We start from the raw sequence: 14,540 nt of genomic DNA, 5'->3' as shown, positions 1-14,540 counted from the left end.
GCTCCCCTCTCCCTTCGGGAGAGGGGCTGGGGGTGAGGGTTGCCCAGGCAGCTCCGAGTTGCCTATCACACCCTCAGCCTCCGCGGCCCGCCCCACCCCTCTCCCAGGGGGAGAGAGAGTCATAAGTCCGTAGAAATATTTCAGGAGTTTCCCCATGAGTCAGCACGACTGCGATCTGCTGGTCGTCGGCGCCGGCATGCTCGGCCTCGCCCATGCCTGGGCCGGCGCCAAGCGCGGCCTCAAGGTCAAGGTCTTCGAGCGCAGCCACACGCCGCTCGGCGCCTCCATCCGCAACTTCGGCCAGGCCCTGGTCACCGGCCAGCCGCCCGGTGTCATGTCCGATCTGGCGCGCCAGTCGCACGGGCTGTGGGCCGAGCTGGGCCAGGTCGCAGGGCTGGCGCTGAAGCAGCAGGGTTCGCTGCTGCTGGCCCGCACCGAGGCCGAGGAGGCCATGCTCGAAGCCTTCGTCGAAGGCCGTGGCCGTGAGCTGGGTTATCGCACCGAGCTGCTGCGCGGCGCCGCGCTGGACGGCCTGTACCAAGGCCGCTTCGCCCATCACCGCGCCGCCCTGCATGGTCTCGACGATCAGCAACTGTACTCGCGCGAGGCCCTGCCGCAGATCATCGACTACCTGCGCGGCCTGGGCGTCGAGTTCCACTTCTCCACCCTGGTGCGCGATGTCGAATCCGGCAGCGCGCTGACCACGGCGGGGCGCTTCACGGCGCGGCAGATCCTGGTCTGCTCCGGCCACGACTACCAGACCCTGCTGGCCGAACCGCTGGCCGCGCTGAAGCCGTCCGTGTGCCGCCTGCAGATGTTGCGCGCGCGCCTGGAGCGCCCGCTGGACTTGCAGCACGCGGTGCTCACCGGCCTCAGCTGCGTGCACTACGGCGCCTTCGCCGACCTGCCCGAGGCCGAGGCGATCCGCGCGCAGATCCGCCGCGACTACCCGGCGCTGGAAGAGCACGGCATCCACCTGCTGGTCAGCCCGACGCCCTATGGCGAGCTGATCATCGGCGATTCCCACGATTATGGCAGCGACGCCACGCCGTTCAACGCCGAAGGGGTGGACGACATCATGCTGGCGCTGGCCGAACACACGCTTGGCGGCAAACTGCAGGTGCTGGAGCGCTGGCAGGGTGTCTACGGCGCGCGCGGGCCGGGGCCGTTCAGCGTGCTGCGCGCCGCCGAGGGTGTGACTGCCGTGCTGATGCACACCGGCGTGGGCATGAGCGTCGGCCTCGGCCTGGGCGAGCGCACCGTCGCCGCGTTGCTCGGCGAGGCGGCCTGGCCCGAGGCGCAGCCGGCATGAATGCGGCGCAGGCGGTGACCGAGCTGTTCGCCCTGTGCCGCCAGCAAGCCCAGGCCGACTATATCGGCGAGGCGGTCAGCCAGCTGGAGCACATGGTCCAGGCCGCCGAGCTGGCGCGGGACGAGGGCGCCGACGAGGAGCTGATCCTTGCCGCCTTCTGCCACGACGTCGGCCACTTCTGCGCGCCGCTGACAGCGGACAACCGCATGGGCGAGCTGGGTCGCCAGGGCCATGAGCGGGTCGGTGCGCACTGGCTGCGCGGGCTGGGTTTTTCAGCGCGGCTGTGCGATCTGGTGGCCGGGCATGTGGACGCCAAACGCTACCTCTGCGCCCGCGAACCCGGCTACCTCGCCGCACTCAGCCTGGCCAGCCGGCAGACCCTGGACTGGCAGGGCGGGCCGATGAGCGAAGCCGAGGCCGGTGCGTTCGAAACCAGTCCGCTGTGCGCCGATATCCTGCGCCTGCGCCGTTGGGACGAGGCGGCCAAGGTGCCGGGCCGGCCAGTCGAGCTGGCCTGGATCGAGGCGCTGGCCCTGCGCGTGCACGCCGCCCCTGCGTAGGGTGGAAAACGGCCGCAGGCCTTTTCCACCGCCGGGTATCCACGGTGGACAACGCTGCGCGGTTGTCCACCCTATGGATCAACCCGCCAGCCCGGCCGCCAGATGGTCGATCAGCACCCGCAGCTTCGGCGGCAAGTGGCGGTTGGACGGGTACAGCGCCCAGGCGGTGCCGTGGTAGGAGCCGGTGTAGCGCCAGTCGCTCAGCACCTGCACCAGTCGACCGTCCGCCAGCGCCTCGGCAGCGGTAAAGCTGGGCAGGCAGGCAATGCCCAGGTGGTTGAGCGCGCCGTTGAGGCGCACTTCGCTGTGATTGCTGGCGAAGCGGCCACGCACGGCCACCGTGCACTGCTCACCGTCCTTGGCGAAGTGCCAGCGGTGGTCATCCGTACGCTCGTCGAGGTACAGGCAGGGATGGCGCACCAGCTCCTGCGGGTGCTGGGGGCGGCCATGGCGGGCCAGGTACTCCGGCGTGGCGCACAGTACATGTTCGACCTGGCACAGCGGCCGCCCGGCCATGTGCTCCGGCGGCTGCTCGGTGATGCGGATGATCAGGTCGAAGCCCTCGGCGATCGGGTCGGGGCTGCGGTCGCTGAGGTTGAGGCTGACATCCACCTCTGGGTACCTGACCAGGAAGTCCGCCATCAGCGGCGCCACCAGGTACTTGCCGAAGGCCTTGGGCACCGACAGGCGCACCTGGCCGCGGGCATCGCTCATCAGCCGCTCGCCCACCGCCAGCGCGGCGTCGGCGGCGGCGAGCATCTCGCGACATCGCTCGAACACCTCGGCACCGGCCTCGGACAGGCGCAGGCGGCGGGTGGTGCGCTCCAGCAGGCGCAGGCCGAGGTGGGCTTCCAGCTGGGCCAGCTGGCGGCTCAGAGCCGAGGCACTGGTGCCCTGCAGGCGGGCCGCGGCGGAGAAGCTGCCATGCTCGACCACGCGCACGAAGCTGGCCATCAGCGGTAGCAGGGCGGGGTGGTGATTGATGCTCATGGCGAACAAGTCCTGTGCGTAATGACTGGATTATCACGTTGAGCTTCGCAATGAACAATGGCACTCCCCCCGACCGGAGCCCGCCATGACCAGCCTGACCCTCGCCCCCCGTGCCCGCCTGCTGCAACTCAGCGACCTGCTCCTGCTGCTGGTCGCACTGGTCTGGGGTACCAGCTACGGCGTAGCCAAGCAGGCGCTGGAGTTCTACCCGGTGCTGGGCTTTCTCGCCGTGCGCTTCTGCATCACCTTCGTCCTGCTGCTGCCGCAGCTGCGTGGCGCCGGGCGCCAGGCCTGGGCCCCTGGTTTGCCCTCGGGACTGGTGATGCTGGCGATCTTCCTCTGCGAGACCTTTGGCGTGCTGCACACCTCGGCGAGCAACGCGGCGTTCCTGATCAGCCTGTGCGTGGTGTTCACGCCCTTCGTCGAGTGGCTGATGCTCGGCCAGCGTCCGGATAGCCGCCTGCTGCCGGCGGTGGCGCTGTCGCTGCTGGGCACCTGGCTGCTCAGTGGCGGGGTCGACCTGAACTTCAACCTGGGCGACGGCCTGATGCTGCTGGCTGCCGTGGTGCGGGCTTTTGGCGTGTGCCTGATCCGTCGCCTGACCGCCGACAGCCAGGTGCCGCCGCTGGCCTTCACCGCGGTGCAGACCGGGGTGGTCGGCTTCGGCTGCCTGGCCATCGGCCTGGCCCTGCCGGGTGGCCTGCCGGCGCTGCCGACCGCTCCGGCGTTCTGGGCCGGTAGCCTGTACCTGGTGTTGTTCGCCACCCTGTTCGCCTTCTTCGTGCAGAACCACGCCCTGCGCCACAGCAGCCCGACCCGGGTCAGCCTGTTGATGGGCAGCGAACCGCTGTTCGGCGCGCTGTTCGCCGTGCTCTGGCTGAACGAAGCGCTGAGTCTGCAGGCCTGGGCCGGCGGCCTGCTGATCGTCGCGGCGACGCTGTGGACCAGCCTGGCACGGCGCTGATCAGCGGCTGGATCACTAGGACATCAGGACGACCTTCTCTTGCGGGTCGTCGTTGGCCGCAGACACACCTTCGGCTCTTTCCTCGATTTCCTTGGCGGCCTGCAGTTCGGCGCGCTGCTGCATGCGTTCGGCGATCTCGTTCTCGACCGCTTCCTGCTGCTCCGGCGACATGGCGTCGACCTCCTCCTCGGTCAGCCCCATTTCCTTGAGGATGGCGTCGCGCATCTTCTCGGCCGGAGTCATGGCCATGTAGTCATGGAAGGCTTTCAGCGCGGGATCTTCTGCGTCAAGGCTGGCGCTGAGCGTGCCCTGGCCGATGCTGCTTGCCACGCCATCCTCAGTGGCGCGGTGCTGCAGGTTGACCCGCAGTTTGGCAAAGGCCTCTTCGTAGGCTTCTTCCGACTGGTGGTCATAACCGGCCTCGGGCTTGAACGCGGGAGGTGGAGCGCTGGCGGGGGTCGGGCTGGCCAGTTCCGTTTCCCGAAAGCCTTCCTTGTTGCGCAGGCTGGTGAGCGACAGCGCCTGCTGTCCGCCGATTCCACTGATGTTCATGCTGCCTCCTGGATCCGCATGAGTGCGGACAGTGCCAGGAGCAAGCGCGATGCCAGTCGCGAGCTATTGCGCTAAGGCCATGATTATCAAACCTTTGCCCTCATGCGCGTGGTGCGGGAGGCGGCAAGTGCTGGTCCGTAGCGGTAAAGATTTGCCGCCGGCCCGCCTCAGTTGCCGCCCAGCTCCTCGCTCAACCGGAGCACCTGTTCCTGGCGCTCGGCCTGATCCAGGCGTGCAGCGGGGTTCAGCGACGACCACTCGGGATGGGCGCGTGCCTTGCGCAGGGCCTCAGGCAGCTTGGCTTCGCGCCAGGCGTCGTCCTGTGGGTCGCGCAGCTGCAGCGGCGTGGTCGCGGCATGGCCACGGGTGAGCAGCGCGCCGAGCAGTTGGCGCTGGCGCAGGGCGAGCAGGCGCAGCACGTTGTCGTCGATGCTCAGCTCGCGCTGGCCCTTGAGTTTGCCGAGCAGGCGCGAGCCATAGTTGCGCGCGGTCTGCAGGCCGCCGCCGGCCAGTGCGCCGAGCAGGGCGGCGGCGCCGAGGGTGACGCCACCGACCAGCAGATCGATGCCGACTCCGGTGGCGGCGCCGGCGGCCATACCACCGCCGACTTTCACGCCGAGCTGGCGCAGGGTCTCCGGGTTGAACAGATCGTCGCCCCAGCGCCCGTCGGCCAGCGGCAGCGCGCTGGCGCGGGCGTCGTCCGTGCGGAAGGCGTACAGACGCAGCAGGGCCTCGACGCACTGTTGTTCGCGCTGGCGCACGGTCTGGTGCAGAGCGGCGATCTCGCCCTGCTCGATCTGCGGCTGGCTGGCCACGCTGCGGCGGCAGGCGGCGCAGTCGATCAGCAGTTCGGCGATCAGGCGGATGGCGGCCTGGCGGCGATCTTCGCTCTGCTGCTCGTGGTCGAGGACCAGTCGTTCCAGCTGTGGCCGCGCCGACTCGATCAACAGCGCCAGGCTCTCGTACAGGCGCCGTTCGCCGTCCAGCGGCGGGGCCACCGTGTCGAAGCGCACCAGTGCATGCAGGCCCAGGCGGGCCAGGGCCTCGCGCCACTCCCCCTCACGCTGGCTGGCGGCGTTGGTGAAGTTGAGCACCGGCAGCAGCGGCTTGCCGCAGTCGGCCAGCACGGCCAGTTCGTCCTTGTACTTGGCCAGCACCGGCTCGCGGGCGTCGATCACGTACAGCCCGGCATCGGCGGCCAGCAGCTGGCGCAGCACCTTGGCTTCCTGTTCGAAGCGCTGGCGCGCCTCGGCGGTGTCGAGGAAGCGGCTCAGCCGGGCGGGACCGTCCAGGCGTTCGCCGGGGCGCTGCAGGCGCTCCAGGTGGTCGAGCAGGGCGATCGCGTCTTCCAGGCCGGGAGTGTCGTACAGCTCCAGCAGCGGCTCGCCGGCCACCAACAGACGGGCGCCCTCGACATGCCGGGTGGTACTGGGGCGGTGCGACACCTCGCCGAAGTCGACGTCGCGCAGCAGGGTGCGCAGCAGCGAGGTCTTGCCGACATTGGTGTGGCCGACCACGGCCAGTTTCAGCGGCTTAATCATGGCCGGTCTCCAGCCAGCCCAGCGGCGTGCCGTCGGCGCAGGGCAGTTGCAGGCGTTGCAGGGCCTCGTGCCAGTCACCCAGGCGCTGGCTATCCAAGGCTGCGCCGGGCGGTGGCGGCAGCAGCCAGATGCGTGTGGCGGCGGCCGTGCGCGACAGCTCGCCGAGCAGGGCCAGGGTGCCGCGATCCGGCGAGCGCCGTGGGTCGACGGCCACGGCCAGGCGCGCCGGCGGAAAGCGCGTCAGCTGGTCGAGCAGTTGCTGGCGCTGCTCGCGGCTGTCGAGCACGCCGGCATTGGCCACGGTCTTGGGCAGCGTGGGTGGCCAGGGGCGGCTGTCGTCCAGTTCCACCGCCACCAGCAGGGCGCCGTTGCTGCCCAGCGCATGGCTGCCGGCCATGCTCTGCGGCAGTTCTTGTGGTGCGGCGTCGAGGACGCCGAGGTGCTCGCTGGGCGGCTGCAGGCGTTCGGCCAGCAGGCGATAGCTGGCCTGGCGCAGATCCAGTTGCAGGCGCGCCGCACCATGCCACCAGCGCCACAGGCACAGCAGCAGGAGCAGGGCACGGGGCAGCAGGCCAAACACCAGCAACACGCCGAGCAGCCAGCCGGCCCAGGCATGGCGGGCGGCTTCGTCGGTCAGGGCGACTGCGCCGCTGGCGCGAATGGTCTCGACATCCGGCAACGGAAAGCCGAGCAGGGCGGGCAGGCTGCCGAGCAGGTGGGTGAGGGCGACGAAGGTGTCGGCCGAGAGCAGGGTGGTCTCCCAGACAAAGCCGTAGCGGCGAGTGCTGAGCAGCAGGACCAGCATCAACAGGGCGGTGAGCAGGGCGATCAGCCACAGGCTGTGGACCAGGGCGCCGAGCAGCCAGCGATTGAGGCGGCGGCGCTGCAGCAGCAGGATCAGGGCGGGGCCGAGCTGGGCGGCCGCGGCGTCGCGCGCCAGCTTCTCGCTGAGCCACAGCCACAGGCGACCGAGCGCGGCCTGGTGTTCGCCGCTGAACGCCAGGCCGAGCAGCCAGGCGCCGAGGGTCAGCAGGTGCAGACCGAGCAGGCTGCCCAGGGCCCAGTACAGATTGACCGGCCGGCTGCCATCGCCCAGTGCCGCCAGCGCCAGGCCGGCGCCGCTGAGCAGGGCCAGCATCAGCAGGGCCAGCAGCGCCAGGCGCGCGCCCTGCAGCCAGTGTTGTTGAGCCTGGTGTTGGCCGTCGCGCTCGGCGAGAAACAGGGCGCGGGCTTCGATGCGCTTGGCCAGGTCGCTGTCGGCCTGGCGTGCCAGGCGGTTGGCCTCGGCATCTTCCAGGGGGCCGGCATGTTCCTCGCGCAGGCGAATGGCTTCGCAGAGCCAGAGCCGTTGCAGGCGCGAGCGGGGCTGCAGGTGTCGGTCGGTCACGCGGCATTCCGTTGGCGGGCTGAGCAGCAAGCATAACCGCTATGCCGGACATCGGGAAAAACCCGGTTGTGAGCCGGCACTGGCTCCGGCTAGGCTGCGCCAAAGCAATAAGAAGAGCATGGCCATGAAGCTGCCCTCCATCGCCTGGGCCAACCAGGACTCCCCCTATCTGCTGCAGTACCGCGAAGGTTTCCGCCTGCTGTGTTTCGAGGGCGCGCTGGAGGAGAGTTTCAAGCGCTACCACGCCGGCGTCTTTCTGCTGCGCATGCGCTGGGCGTTGCTGGTGGCCGCCGTGCTGTTCCTGCTGTTCGCCGGGCTGGACGCATTCAGCCTGCCGGAGACGGTGCGTCGGCAAACCCTGTTCATCCGCCTCGGCCTGATCGTGCCCATTCTGGTGGTGACCTGGTTGGCCACCTTCATCCGCAACCTGCGCGGCTATCTGCAACTGATCAGCGGCGGCTGCTCGCTGGCCTGTGGGCTGGGTATCGTCGGCATCATCTGGGTGGCGCGGGTGCATGACTTTCCGTTGCCTTATGAAGGCATCATCCTGGCCACGGTGTTCTTCTATTTCCTCACCGGTCTGCGCCTGCCGGCGGCCGCCCTGTGTGGCTGGCTGACCTTCCTCGCCTACCTGCTAGTCGAGGTGAGCACCGGGTTGCCCGGAGCCGTGCTGCTGTACAACCTGTTCTTCCTGGCCACGGCCAACGTGATCGGTTCGGTCGGCTGCTACTTCCTCGAATACGCCACCCGACAGAACTTCCTGGCCCAGGGCCTGCTGCAGGACCTGGCGGAAAAGGATGCCCTCACCGGGCTGTTCAATCGCCGCGCCTTCGGCGAGCGGGCGGAGGCGGCCTGGCGCCAGGCCCTGCGGGATAAGCAGACGCTGGCGCTGGTGATGATGGATGTGGACTTCTTCAAGCGTTACAACGACCACTACGGCCATAGCGCCGGCGACGCGGCGCTGCGTGCGGTGGCCCAGGTCGTCGGCCAGCATGCCCGCAGGCCCATGGATATGGTGGCGCGCTATGGCGGTGAGGAATTCGTCGGGCTCTGGTACGGCCTGAGCGAAGCCGCCATCCTGGCGATCCTGGAAGAACTTCGGGCCGAAGTCGAAGGTCTCGCCATCGCTCACGCCAAGTCCGAGGTGGCGCCGGTGGTCACCATCAGTCTCGGAGTCGCCTGGCTGGCGCCGCAGCCGCACCAGAGCCTGGCCGATGCCCTGCGTCTGGCCGACGTGGCGCTGTACCTGGCCAAGGAGCAGGGGCGCAACCGGGTGATCGGCAAGCGCCCCGGCAATCTGGCGGACTGAGGCTGGCCCTTCATTGATGGCGGCCGAGTCGGTATCCTCGCCGCCATGAACAAGACGCTCCCCCTCTGCCTGATCGCCGCCCTCGCGGAAAACCGCGTGATTGGCCGCGACAACCAATTGCCCTGGCACCTGCCGGCGGACCTCAAGCACTTCAAGACCAAGACCCTCGGCAAGCCGATCATCATGGGCCGCAAGACCTGGGACTCGCTCGGCCGGCCGCTGCCGGGGCGGCTCAATCTGGTGGTCAGCCGCCAGGCCGGGTTGCAGCTGGAAGGCGCCGAAGTCTTCCCGAGCCTGGATGCGGCCATCGTTCGCGCCGATGAATGGGCGCGAGCGCAGGGCGTCGACGAGCTGATGCTGATCGGCGGTGCGCAGCTCTACGAGCAAGGCCTGGCCCAGGCCGAGCGCCTCTATCTGACCCGTGTGGCGCTTGAGCCCGAGGGTGATGCCTGGTTCCCGGCCTTCGACGAGGCGCAGTGGCAATGCCGCGAGCGTGAGGCACAGCCTGCCGTGGAGCCGGCCCCGGCGCATTGCTTCGAGACCTGGCAGCGCCGCTAGGACTTTTCTTCACTGCCATTGACCGACGTCGCCCTCTGCCGAGGGCGGCGCTCCTATGCTTGTGTCTTCTTCCGACAGGTTTCACCGCATGACTGACAACACCGCCGAGCACGCACAGCCGGAAACGATCGCCGCCATCTTCGTCCGCCATCCGCTGTGGGAGGATGCCCTGGCCCTGCTCTTCGGCACCGCACTGGTGGCCCTGGGCATTGCCTTCTACAGCCACGCCGGGCTGCTGACCGGCGGCACTGTGGGCATCGCCTTCCTCGCCAAGTATCTGGCCGGCTGGCCCTTCGGGCTGGTGTTCTGCCTGGTCAACCTGCCGTTCTACCTGCTCGGTATCTGGCGCCTGGGCTGGGGCTTCACCCTGCGCACCGGCTGCGCCGTGCTGCTGGTGTCGCTGCTGGCCGAACTGACGCCGGGCTGGGTGGCCTTTGCGCACTTGAATGAGCTGTATGCCGCACTGTTCGGCGGCGCGGCCATGGGCCTCGGGCTGCTGATGCTGTTCCGCCACAAGGCCAGCCTGGGCGGGGTGAACATCCTCGCGCTGTTCCTGCAGGAACGCTTCGGCCTACGCGCCGGTGCCGTGCAGATGGCCATCGATGCGATCATCGTGCTGGCGGCGATCTTCGTGGTGGCGCCGGACAAGGTGGCGCTGTCGGTGCTCGGTGCGGTGATGCTCAACCTGGTGTTGGCGATCAACCATCGGGCCGACCGCTACATGGGCGTCAGCTGAGCAGGTCGATCAACTCGGCGCTGATGGCGCCGCCGTCGATCTGCAGCAGGGCGAGGCTCACCGGCAGCTTGAAACGCCGTGGCCCGGCACTGCCGGGATTGATCCACAGGCGACCGTCGCGCTCCTCGATCAGCGGCTTGTGCGAGTGGCCGGTGATTACCACGCGCACGCCCTCCGGCAGCTGCGCCTGGACATCGGCCAGCTCATGCACCAGGTACAGGCCGACACCACCCAGCTGCAGCTCGACCTGCTGAGGTAGCTCGACCGCCCAGGCCAGCCCTTCGTCGTTGTTGCCGCGCACCACCGTCAGCGGGGCGATGCAGCGCAGGGCGTCGAGGATCTCGGGCTTGCCGATATCGCCGGCATGCAGGATATGGTCGCAACCTGCGAGCGCGGCCAGCGCCTCCGGGCGCAGCAGGCCGTGGGTATCGGCGATCAGGCCGACACGCAGCGCCGATGCTGTGGGTAGTGCTCTCATGTCACGCTCACGCCGCGTTCGGCAAACACTTCCCTGGCCAGGAACATACCGTTGAGCGCGGCGGGGAAACCGGCGTACAGCGACATCTGCAGGATCACCTCGACGATGGCCTGCGGCGCGCAACCGACGTTGAGCGCGCCGTTGAGGTGAACGCGCAGCTGCGGCTGGCAATGACCGAGGGCGGTGAGGGCGGCGACCGTGGCCAGCTCTCGACTCTGCAGGTCCAGGCCGGGGCGGCGGTAGATGTCGCCGAAGCCGAACTCGATGATGTAGCGGCCGAGGTCCGGGGCAATATCGGCCAGGCTGGCGATGACCCTGTGGCCGGCCTCACCGTCGATTTCGTCGAGTTTGCGCAGGCCGGCTTCGTAGCGTGGGTTGTCCATGGTGGCTCCTTGATGATCAGGGGACACGCGCTACCTTGCGCCTTAGAGTCGACTCTAAGTCAAGCCTCGGTCACATCGGCCGCGAGGCGCCGGTAGTACTCGATCTTCTCCTGCAGCTTGTCCAGGTGTTCCGTCTCCAGGGCGATGCGAGCCTGCAGGGCGGCGGCATGTTCCTGCAGCAGTTGCAGGCGCTGGGCGTGGCTGGCATCACCCTGTTCGCGCAGGTCGGCGTAGCGCTGAATCTGCTCCAGCGGCATGCCGGTGTCCTTGAGGCGCTTGATGAACTCGACCCAGCTCAGGTCGGCGTCCGCGAAACGACGATGGCCGCTGCTGTCGCGGCGGACATGGCGCAGCAGACCGAGCTTTTCGTAGTAGCGCAGGGTATGCGCGGACAAACCGCAGCGTACGGCGAAATGCTGGATGTTCATGGCGTTTTCTCAAGCAGAAAAGCGAAAGCCCGGCACGGGGCCGGGCTTTCAGGATAGGCATGTTGCGCTGCTGATGGCATCCCTGCCGTCGCGCCTTGCATGCAGTGAGCCCCGGTCCGGCCATTCATGGCCGGTCGTTCGCCGGGGCAACGCATGCGTTGCCTTAGTCCGGCTCACCCATCGAGCATGGCCTTGTCGCGCACTGCGCCCTTGTCGGCGCTGGTGGCGAGCAGGGCGTAGGCCTTCAGTGCCGTGGTCACCTTGCGCGCGCGCGGGGCGACCGGCTTCCAGCCCTTCTTGTCCTGTTCGACGCGGCGGGCGGCCAGTTCCTCATCGCTGACCAGGAGATTGATCGAGCGGTTGGGGATGTCGATCAGCACCTTGTCGCCATCACGCACCAGTCCGATGGCGCCGCCAGCGGCGGCTTCCGGCGAGGCGTGGCCGATGGACAGGCCGCTGGTGCCGCCGGAGAAGCGGCCGTCGGTGAGCAGGGCGCAGGCCTTGCCCAGGCCCTTGGACTTGAGATACGAGGTCGGATAGAGCATTTCCTGCATGCCCGGGCCGCCTTTCGGGCCTTCGTAGCGGATGATCACGATGTCGCCCGGCTTCACTTCGTCGGCGAGGATGCCTTTCACGGCGCTGTCCTGGCTCTCGAAGATCTTGGCGTTGCCTTCGAACACGTGGATCGACTCGTCGACGCCGGCGGTCTTCACCACGCAGCCGTCGAGGGCGATGTTGCCGTACAGCACGGCCAGGCCGCCTTCCTGGGAGTAGGCGTGCTCGACCGAGCGGATGCAGCCTTCGGCACGGTCGTCATCCAGGGTGTCCCAGCGGGTGCTCTGGCTGAACGCGGTCTGGGTCGGGATGCCTGCGGGGCCGGCCTTGAAGAAGGTGTGCACCTTCTCGTCTTTGGTCTGGGTGATGTCCCACTCGGCAATGGCGTCGGCCATGCTCGGGCTGTGCACGGTCGGCACGTCGGTGTGCAGCAGGCCGCCACGGGCCAGCTCGCCGAGGATGGAGAAGATGCCGCCGGCGCGGTGCACGTCTTCCATGTGGTACTTCTGGATGTTTGGCGCCACCTTGCACAGCTGCGGCACCTTGCGCGACAGGCGATCGATGTCGCGCAGGTCGAAGGCGATCTCCGCCTCCTGGGCGGCGGCCAGCAGGTGCAGGATGGTGTTGGTCGAGCCGCCCATGGCGATGTCCAGGGTCATGGCGTTCTCGAACGCCTTGAAGCTGGCGACATTGCGCGGCAGCACCGATTCGTCGCCCTCGCCGTAGTAGCGCTGGCACAGCTCTACGGCCAGACGGCCGGCACGCAGGAACAGCTGCTCGCGGTCACTGTGGGTGGCCAGAGTCGAGCCGTTGCCCGGCAGCGACAGGCCGAGGGCCTCGGTCAGGCAGTTCATCGAGTTGGCGGTGAACATGCCGGAGCAGCTGCCGCAGGTCGGGCAGGCGCTGCGCTCGTACTCGGCGACCTTCTCGTCGGAGCAGGAGTCGTCGGCGGCTACCACCATGGCGTCGACCAGGTCCAGGCCGTGGCTGGCCAGCTTGGTCTTGCCGGCTTCCATCGGCCCGCCGGAGACGAACACCACCGGGATGTTCAGGCGCAGGGCGGCCATCAGCATGCCGGGGGTGATCTTGTCGCAGTTGGAGATGCAGACGATGGCGTCGGCGCAGTGGGCGTTGACCATGTACTCCACGGAGTCGGCGATGATCTCGCGGCTCGGCAGCGAATAGAGCATGCCGTCGTGGCCCATGGCGATGCCGTCGTCGACGGCGATGGTATTGAACTCTTTCGCCACGCCGCCGTGCTTCTCGATCTCGCGGGCGACCAGCTGGCCGAGGTCCTTCAGGTGCACGTGGCCGGGCACGAACTGGGTGAAGGAGTTGGCGATGGCGATGATCGGTTTCTTGAAGTCTTCGTCCTTCATCCCGGTGGCACGCCACAGGGCGCGGGCGCCGGCCATGTTGCGGCCGTGGGTGGAGGTCTTCGAGCGATAGTCAGGCATGACGGTTCCTGCGGCTGAATCAGGTGATGTGCGTATGGTGAGCGTCGACTGGACCGGATGCAAACGGCAGATGGCCGTGCCTTCGGATGGGGCCGCAGGACGAAACGGGGTCGCCGTTCGTTCGGCCCGGGCTCACGGGCCCGCCGGGGGATGGTTGGCGAGGAATGGCTCGATTCTACGCCCGCCGCCGCGCTCTGGGAAAGGCTGGCGGCTGGGTGGTATGCCCGCACCCTCCTTCAGGGTCGTGCTTTGGTGGGGTACCGCCGGTCGGCATTCGCCGTTTGGGCGATTGTGGGTATGACCGTGCGGTCACGTAGTTTCTTCCGCGCGCTCCGTGTCCTGTGGGCGCAGCAATCGTCAGCGTATGCAGTGCAGCCCAGTCCGGTGTGGTGGGTCGGGAGGGCCGTGACGAGAGGAATGTCATGACAACAATAATGAGGAATTCTTCCGATGTTCGATTTCAAACTCGCTGGCCTGGCGGCAGCGCTTGCCTTCGCGTCCGGCTCGGCCATGGCCGCCCTGCCAGATACGCCCGGAACGGCTTTCCCGGCGGTTTCCAGCTTCGATAACAGTGGCCCCTATGCCACCACCAGTCAGGCCGAAGGCCCCAACTGCCGGATCTACCGCCCCAGCACCCTGGGACAGAACGGCGTGCGCCACCCGATCATCCTGTGGGGCAACGGCACCGGCGCCACGCCCGATACCTATGCCGCGCTGTTGAAGCACTGGGCCAGCCACGGTTTCGTGGTGGCAGCGGCGGAAACCTCGGACGCCGGGACCGGCCAGGAGATGCTCGCCTGTCTGAGTTACCTGGTGCAGGCCAACGGCAGCAGCTACGGCACCTATGCCGGCAAGCTCAATGCCGGGCGTGTCGGCACCTCCGGTCACTCCCAGGGGGGCGGTGGTTCGATCATGGCCGGGCAGGACGACCGCGTGCGCACCACGGCACCGATCCAGCCCTACACGCTCGGCCTGGGCCACAACAGCAGCTCGCAGAGCAAGCAGAAGGGGCCGATGTTCCTGATGTCCGGTGGCAGCGACACCATCGCGTTCCCCTACCTGAACGCCCAGCCGGTCTATAACCGCATCAATCAGCCGATCTTCTGGGGCGAGCGCCGCTTCGTCAGTCACTTCGAGCCGGTCGGCGATGGTGGCGCCTACCGTGGTCCAGCCACGGCCTGGTTCCGCTACCAGCTGATGAACGACGCGAACGCCGGCAGCACCTTCAACGGCACCTTCTGCAGCCTGTGTGTCAGTCCGTTGTGGACGGTCAAGCGCAAGGGTTTCTGATCCCGCCATAGCGAGCCCCGTCCGCTGCAGCGGGCGGGGC

Annotated in this window: 15 protein-coding genes; 7 read left to right on the top strand and 8 right to left on the bottom strand. The window is 68.1% G+C overall.

Annotation, left to right across the window (positions count from 1 at the left end; translation table 11 throughout):
* Nucleotides 1-154: 154 nt before the first annotated feature.
* Nucleotides 155-1,312 carry a TIGR03364 family FAD-dependent oxidoreductase gene (locus AYB31_RS08240; protein ID WP_068827578.1) on the top strand — a complete coding sequence of 386 codons (1,158 nt, stop codon included), beginning with the start codon at nt 155-157 and terminating at the stop codon, nt 1,310-1,312.
* Nucleotides 1,309-1,872, top strand: coding sequence for an HD domain-containing protein (locus AYB31_RS08235; protein ID WP_068827576.1), 564 nt, complete (start codon nt 1,309-1,311; stop codon nt 1,870-1,872). Before AYB31_RS08240 ends, AYB31_RS08235 begins: the two co-directional genes overlap by 4 nt.
* A 78-nt stretch (nt 1,873-1,950) precedes the next feature.
* On the opposite strand, the gene AYB31_RS08230 is transcribed toward AYB31_RS08235, so the two are convergent.
* Nucleotides 1,951-2,862, bottom strand: a complete 912-nt coding sequence (locus AYB31_RS08230; RefSeq protein WP_068827574.1) for a LysR family transcriptional regulator — start codon at nt 2,860-2,862, stop codon at nt 1,951-1,953.
* Between the two features lie 85 nt (nt 2,863-2,947).
* Between AYB31_RS08230 and AYB31_RS08225 the strand changes: the two genes are divergently transcribed.
* The gene (locus tag AYB31_RS08225) at nt 2,948-3,826 is read left to right on the top strand and encodes a DMT family transporter (protein ID WP_068827573.1); all 879 of its coding nucleotides are present in this window, start codon (nt 2,948-2,950) and stop codon (nt 3,824-3,826) included.
* 15 nt (nt 3,827-3,841) lie between these two features.
* On the opposite strand, the gene AYB31_RS08220 is transcribed toward AYB31_RS08225, so the two are convergent.
* The 3 genes from AYB31_RS08220 to AYB31_RS08210 all read right to left on the bottom strand — a co-directional run bounded on the left by AYB31_RS08220 (nt 3,842) and on the right by AYB31_RS08210 (nt 7,306).
* Nucleotides 3,842-4,378, bottom strand: a complete 537-nt coding sequence (locus tag AYB31_RS08220) for a hypothetical protein (protein ID WP_068827571.1) — start codon at nt 4,376-4,378, stop codon at nt 3,842-3,844.
* 167 nt (nt 4,379-4,545) lie between these two features.
* The gene (locus AYB31_RS08215) at nt 4,546-5,919 is read right to left on the bottom strand and encodes a GTPase/DUF3482 domain-containing protein (protein ID WP_068827570.1); all 1,374 of its coding nucleotides are present in this window, start codon (nt 5,917-5,919) and stop codon (nt 4,546-4,548) included.
* Entirely contained in the window at nt 5,912-7,306 is a 1,395-nt protein-coding gene (locus AYB31_RS08210; RefSeq protein WP_082805247.1) for a DUF2868 domain-containing protein, read from the bottom strand. Before AYB31_RS08210 ends, AYB31_RS08215 begins: the two co-directional genes overlap by 8 nt.
* Nucleotides 7,307-7,430: 124 nt before the next feature.
* On the opposite strand from AYB31_RS08210, the gene AYB31_RS08205 reads away from it, so the two are divergent.
* The 3 genes from AYB31_RS08205 (at nt 7,431) to AYB31_RS08195 (ending at nt 9,909) form a co-directional block, all read left to right on the top strand.
* Nucleotides 7,431-8,615 carry a GGDEF domain-containing protein gene (locus tag AYB31_RS08205; protein WP_068827679.1) on the top strand — a complete coding sequence of 395 codons (1,185 nt, stop codon included), beginning with the start codon at nt 7,431-7,433 and terminating at the stop codon, nt 8,613-8,615.
* 45 nt (nt 8,616-8,660) lie between these two features.
* On the top strand, nt 8,661-9,173 hold the full coding sequence (locus tag AYB31_RS08200) for a dihydrofolate reductase (protein ID WP_068827569.1): 513 nt from the start codon (nt 8,661-8,663) through the stop codon (nt 9,171-9,173).
* Nucleotides 9,174-9,261: 88 nt separating this feature from the next.
* The gene (locus tag AYB31_RS08195; protein ID WP_068827567.1) at nt 9,262-9,909 is read left to right on the top strand and encodes a YitT family protein; all 648 of its coding nucleotides are present in this window, start codon (nt 9,262-9,264) and stop codon (nt 9,907-9,909) included.
* Here AYB31_RS08195 and AYB31_RS08190 read toward each other — a convergent pair.
* The 4 genes from AYB31_RS08190 to ilvD form a co-directional block, all read right to left on the bottom strand.
* Nucleotides 9,902-10,387 carry a metallophosphoesterase family protein gene (locus AYB31_RS08190; RefSeq protein ID WP_236715520.1) on the bottom strand — a complete coding sequence of 162 codons (486 nt, stop codon included), beginning with the start codon at nt 10,385-10,387 and terminating at the stop codon, nt 9,902-9,904. The two genes, AYB31_RS08195 and AYB31_RS08190, sit on opposite strands and share 8 nt — an antisense overlap.
* Nucleotides 10,384-10,770 (bottom strand): carboxymuconolactone decarboxylase family protein, encoded by a 387-nt coding sequence (locus AYB31_RS08185; protein ID WP_068827564.1) that lies wholly within the window; start codon nt 10,768-10,770, stop codon nt 10,384-10,386. The genes AYB31_RS08190 and AYB31_RS08185 overlap by 4 nt, the downstream gene beginning before the upstream one ends.
* Before the next feature lie 59 nt (nt 10,771-10,829).
* Complete coding sequence (locus AYB31_RS08180) at nt 10,830-11,198, bottom strand: MerR family transcriptional regulator (protein ID WP_068827562.1); 369 nt, start codon at nt 11,196-11,198, stop codon at nt 10,830-10,832.
* 173 nt (nt 11,199-11,371) lie between these two features.
* Entirely contained in the window at nt 11,372-13,210 is a 1,839-nt protein-coding gene (gene ilvD / locus AYB31_RS08175; protein ID WP_068827560.1) for a dihydroxy-acid dehydratase, read from the bottom strand.
* 450 nt (nt 13,211-13,660) lie between these two features.
* Here ilvD and AYB31_RS08170 point away from each other — a divergent pair, with 450 nt between their 5' ends.
* Nucleotides 13,661-14,500: a poly(ethylene terephthalate) hydrolase family protein gene (locus AYB31_RS08170; protein WP_068827558.1), complete on the top strand. Its 840-nt coding sequence runs from the start codon at nt 13,661-13,663 to the stop codon at nt 14,498-14,500.
* Nucleotides 14,501-14,540: the final 40 nt, after the last annotated feature.

It is taken from the genome of Pseudomonas sp. BMS12, assembly GCF_001592875.1.
Classification (GTDB): Bacteria; Pseudomonadota; Gammaproteobacteria; order Pseudomonadales; family Pseudomonadaceae; genus Aquipseudomonas.
This window is presented reverse-complemented; position numbering and strand designations above follow the sequence as displayed.

Excerpts from the sequence above, each read along its gene's own strand:
- AYB31_RS08180 (WP_068827562.1), bottom strand. The coding sequence starts at position 11,198 with ATGAACATCCAGCATTTCGCCGTACGCTGCGGTTTGTCCGCGCATACC.
- AYB31_RS08240 (WP_068827578.1), top strand. The coding sequence starts at position 155 with ATGAGTCAGCACGACTGCGATCTGCTGGTCGTCGGCGCCGGCATGCTC.
- AYB31_RS08195 (WP_068827567.1), top strand. The coding sequence starts at position 9,262 with ATGACTGACAACACCGCCGAGCACGCACAGCCGGAAACGATCGCCGCC.
- AYB31_RS08170 (WP_068827558.1), top strand. The coding sequence starts at position 13,661 with ATGTTCGATTTCAAACTCGCTGGCCTGGCGGCAGCGCTTGCCTTCGCG.
- AYB31_RS08220 (WP_068827571.1), bottom strand. The coding sequence starts at position 4,378 with ATGAACATCAGTGGAATCGGCGGACAGCAGGCGCTGTCGCTCACCAGC.
- AYB31_RS08190 (WP_236715520.1), bottom strand. The coding sequence starts at position 10,387 with ATGAGAGCACTACCCACAGCATCGGCGCTGCGTGTCGGCCTGATCGCC.
- AYB31_RS08225 (WP_068827573.1), top strand. The coding sequence starts at position 2,948 with ATGACCAGCCTGACCCTCGCCCCCCGTGCCCGCCTGCTGCAACTCAGC.
- ilvD (WP_068827560.1), bottom strand. The coding sequence starts at position 13,210 with ATGCCTGACTATCGCTCGAAGACCTCCACCCACGGCCGCAACATGGCC.
- AYB31_RS08215 (WP_068827570.1), bottom strand. The coding sequence starts at position 5,919 with ATGATTAAGCCGCTGAAACTGGCCGTGGTCGGCCACACCAATGTCGGC.
- AYB31_RS08230 (WP_068827574.1), bottom strand. The coding sequence starts at position 2,862 with ATGAGCATCAATCACCACCCCGCCCTGCTACCGCTGATGGCCAGCTTC.
- AYB31_RS08185 (WP_068827564.1), bottom strand. The coding sequence starts at position 10,770 with ATGGACAACCCACGCTACGAAGCCGGCCTGCGCAAACTCGACGAAATC.
- AYB31_RS08200 (WP_068827569.1), top strand. The coding sequence starts at position 8,661 with ATGAACAAGACGCTCCCCCTCTGCCTGATCGCCGCCCTCGCGGAAAAC.
- AYB31_RS08235 (WP_068827576.1), top strand. The coding sequence starts at position 1,309 with ATGAATGCGGCGCAGGCGGTGACCGAGCTGTTCGCCCTGTGCCGCCAG.
- AYB31_RS08205 (WP_068827679.1), top strand. The coding sequence starts at position 7,431 with ATGAAGCTGCCCTCCATCGCCTGGGCCAACCAGGACTCCCCCTATCTG.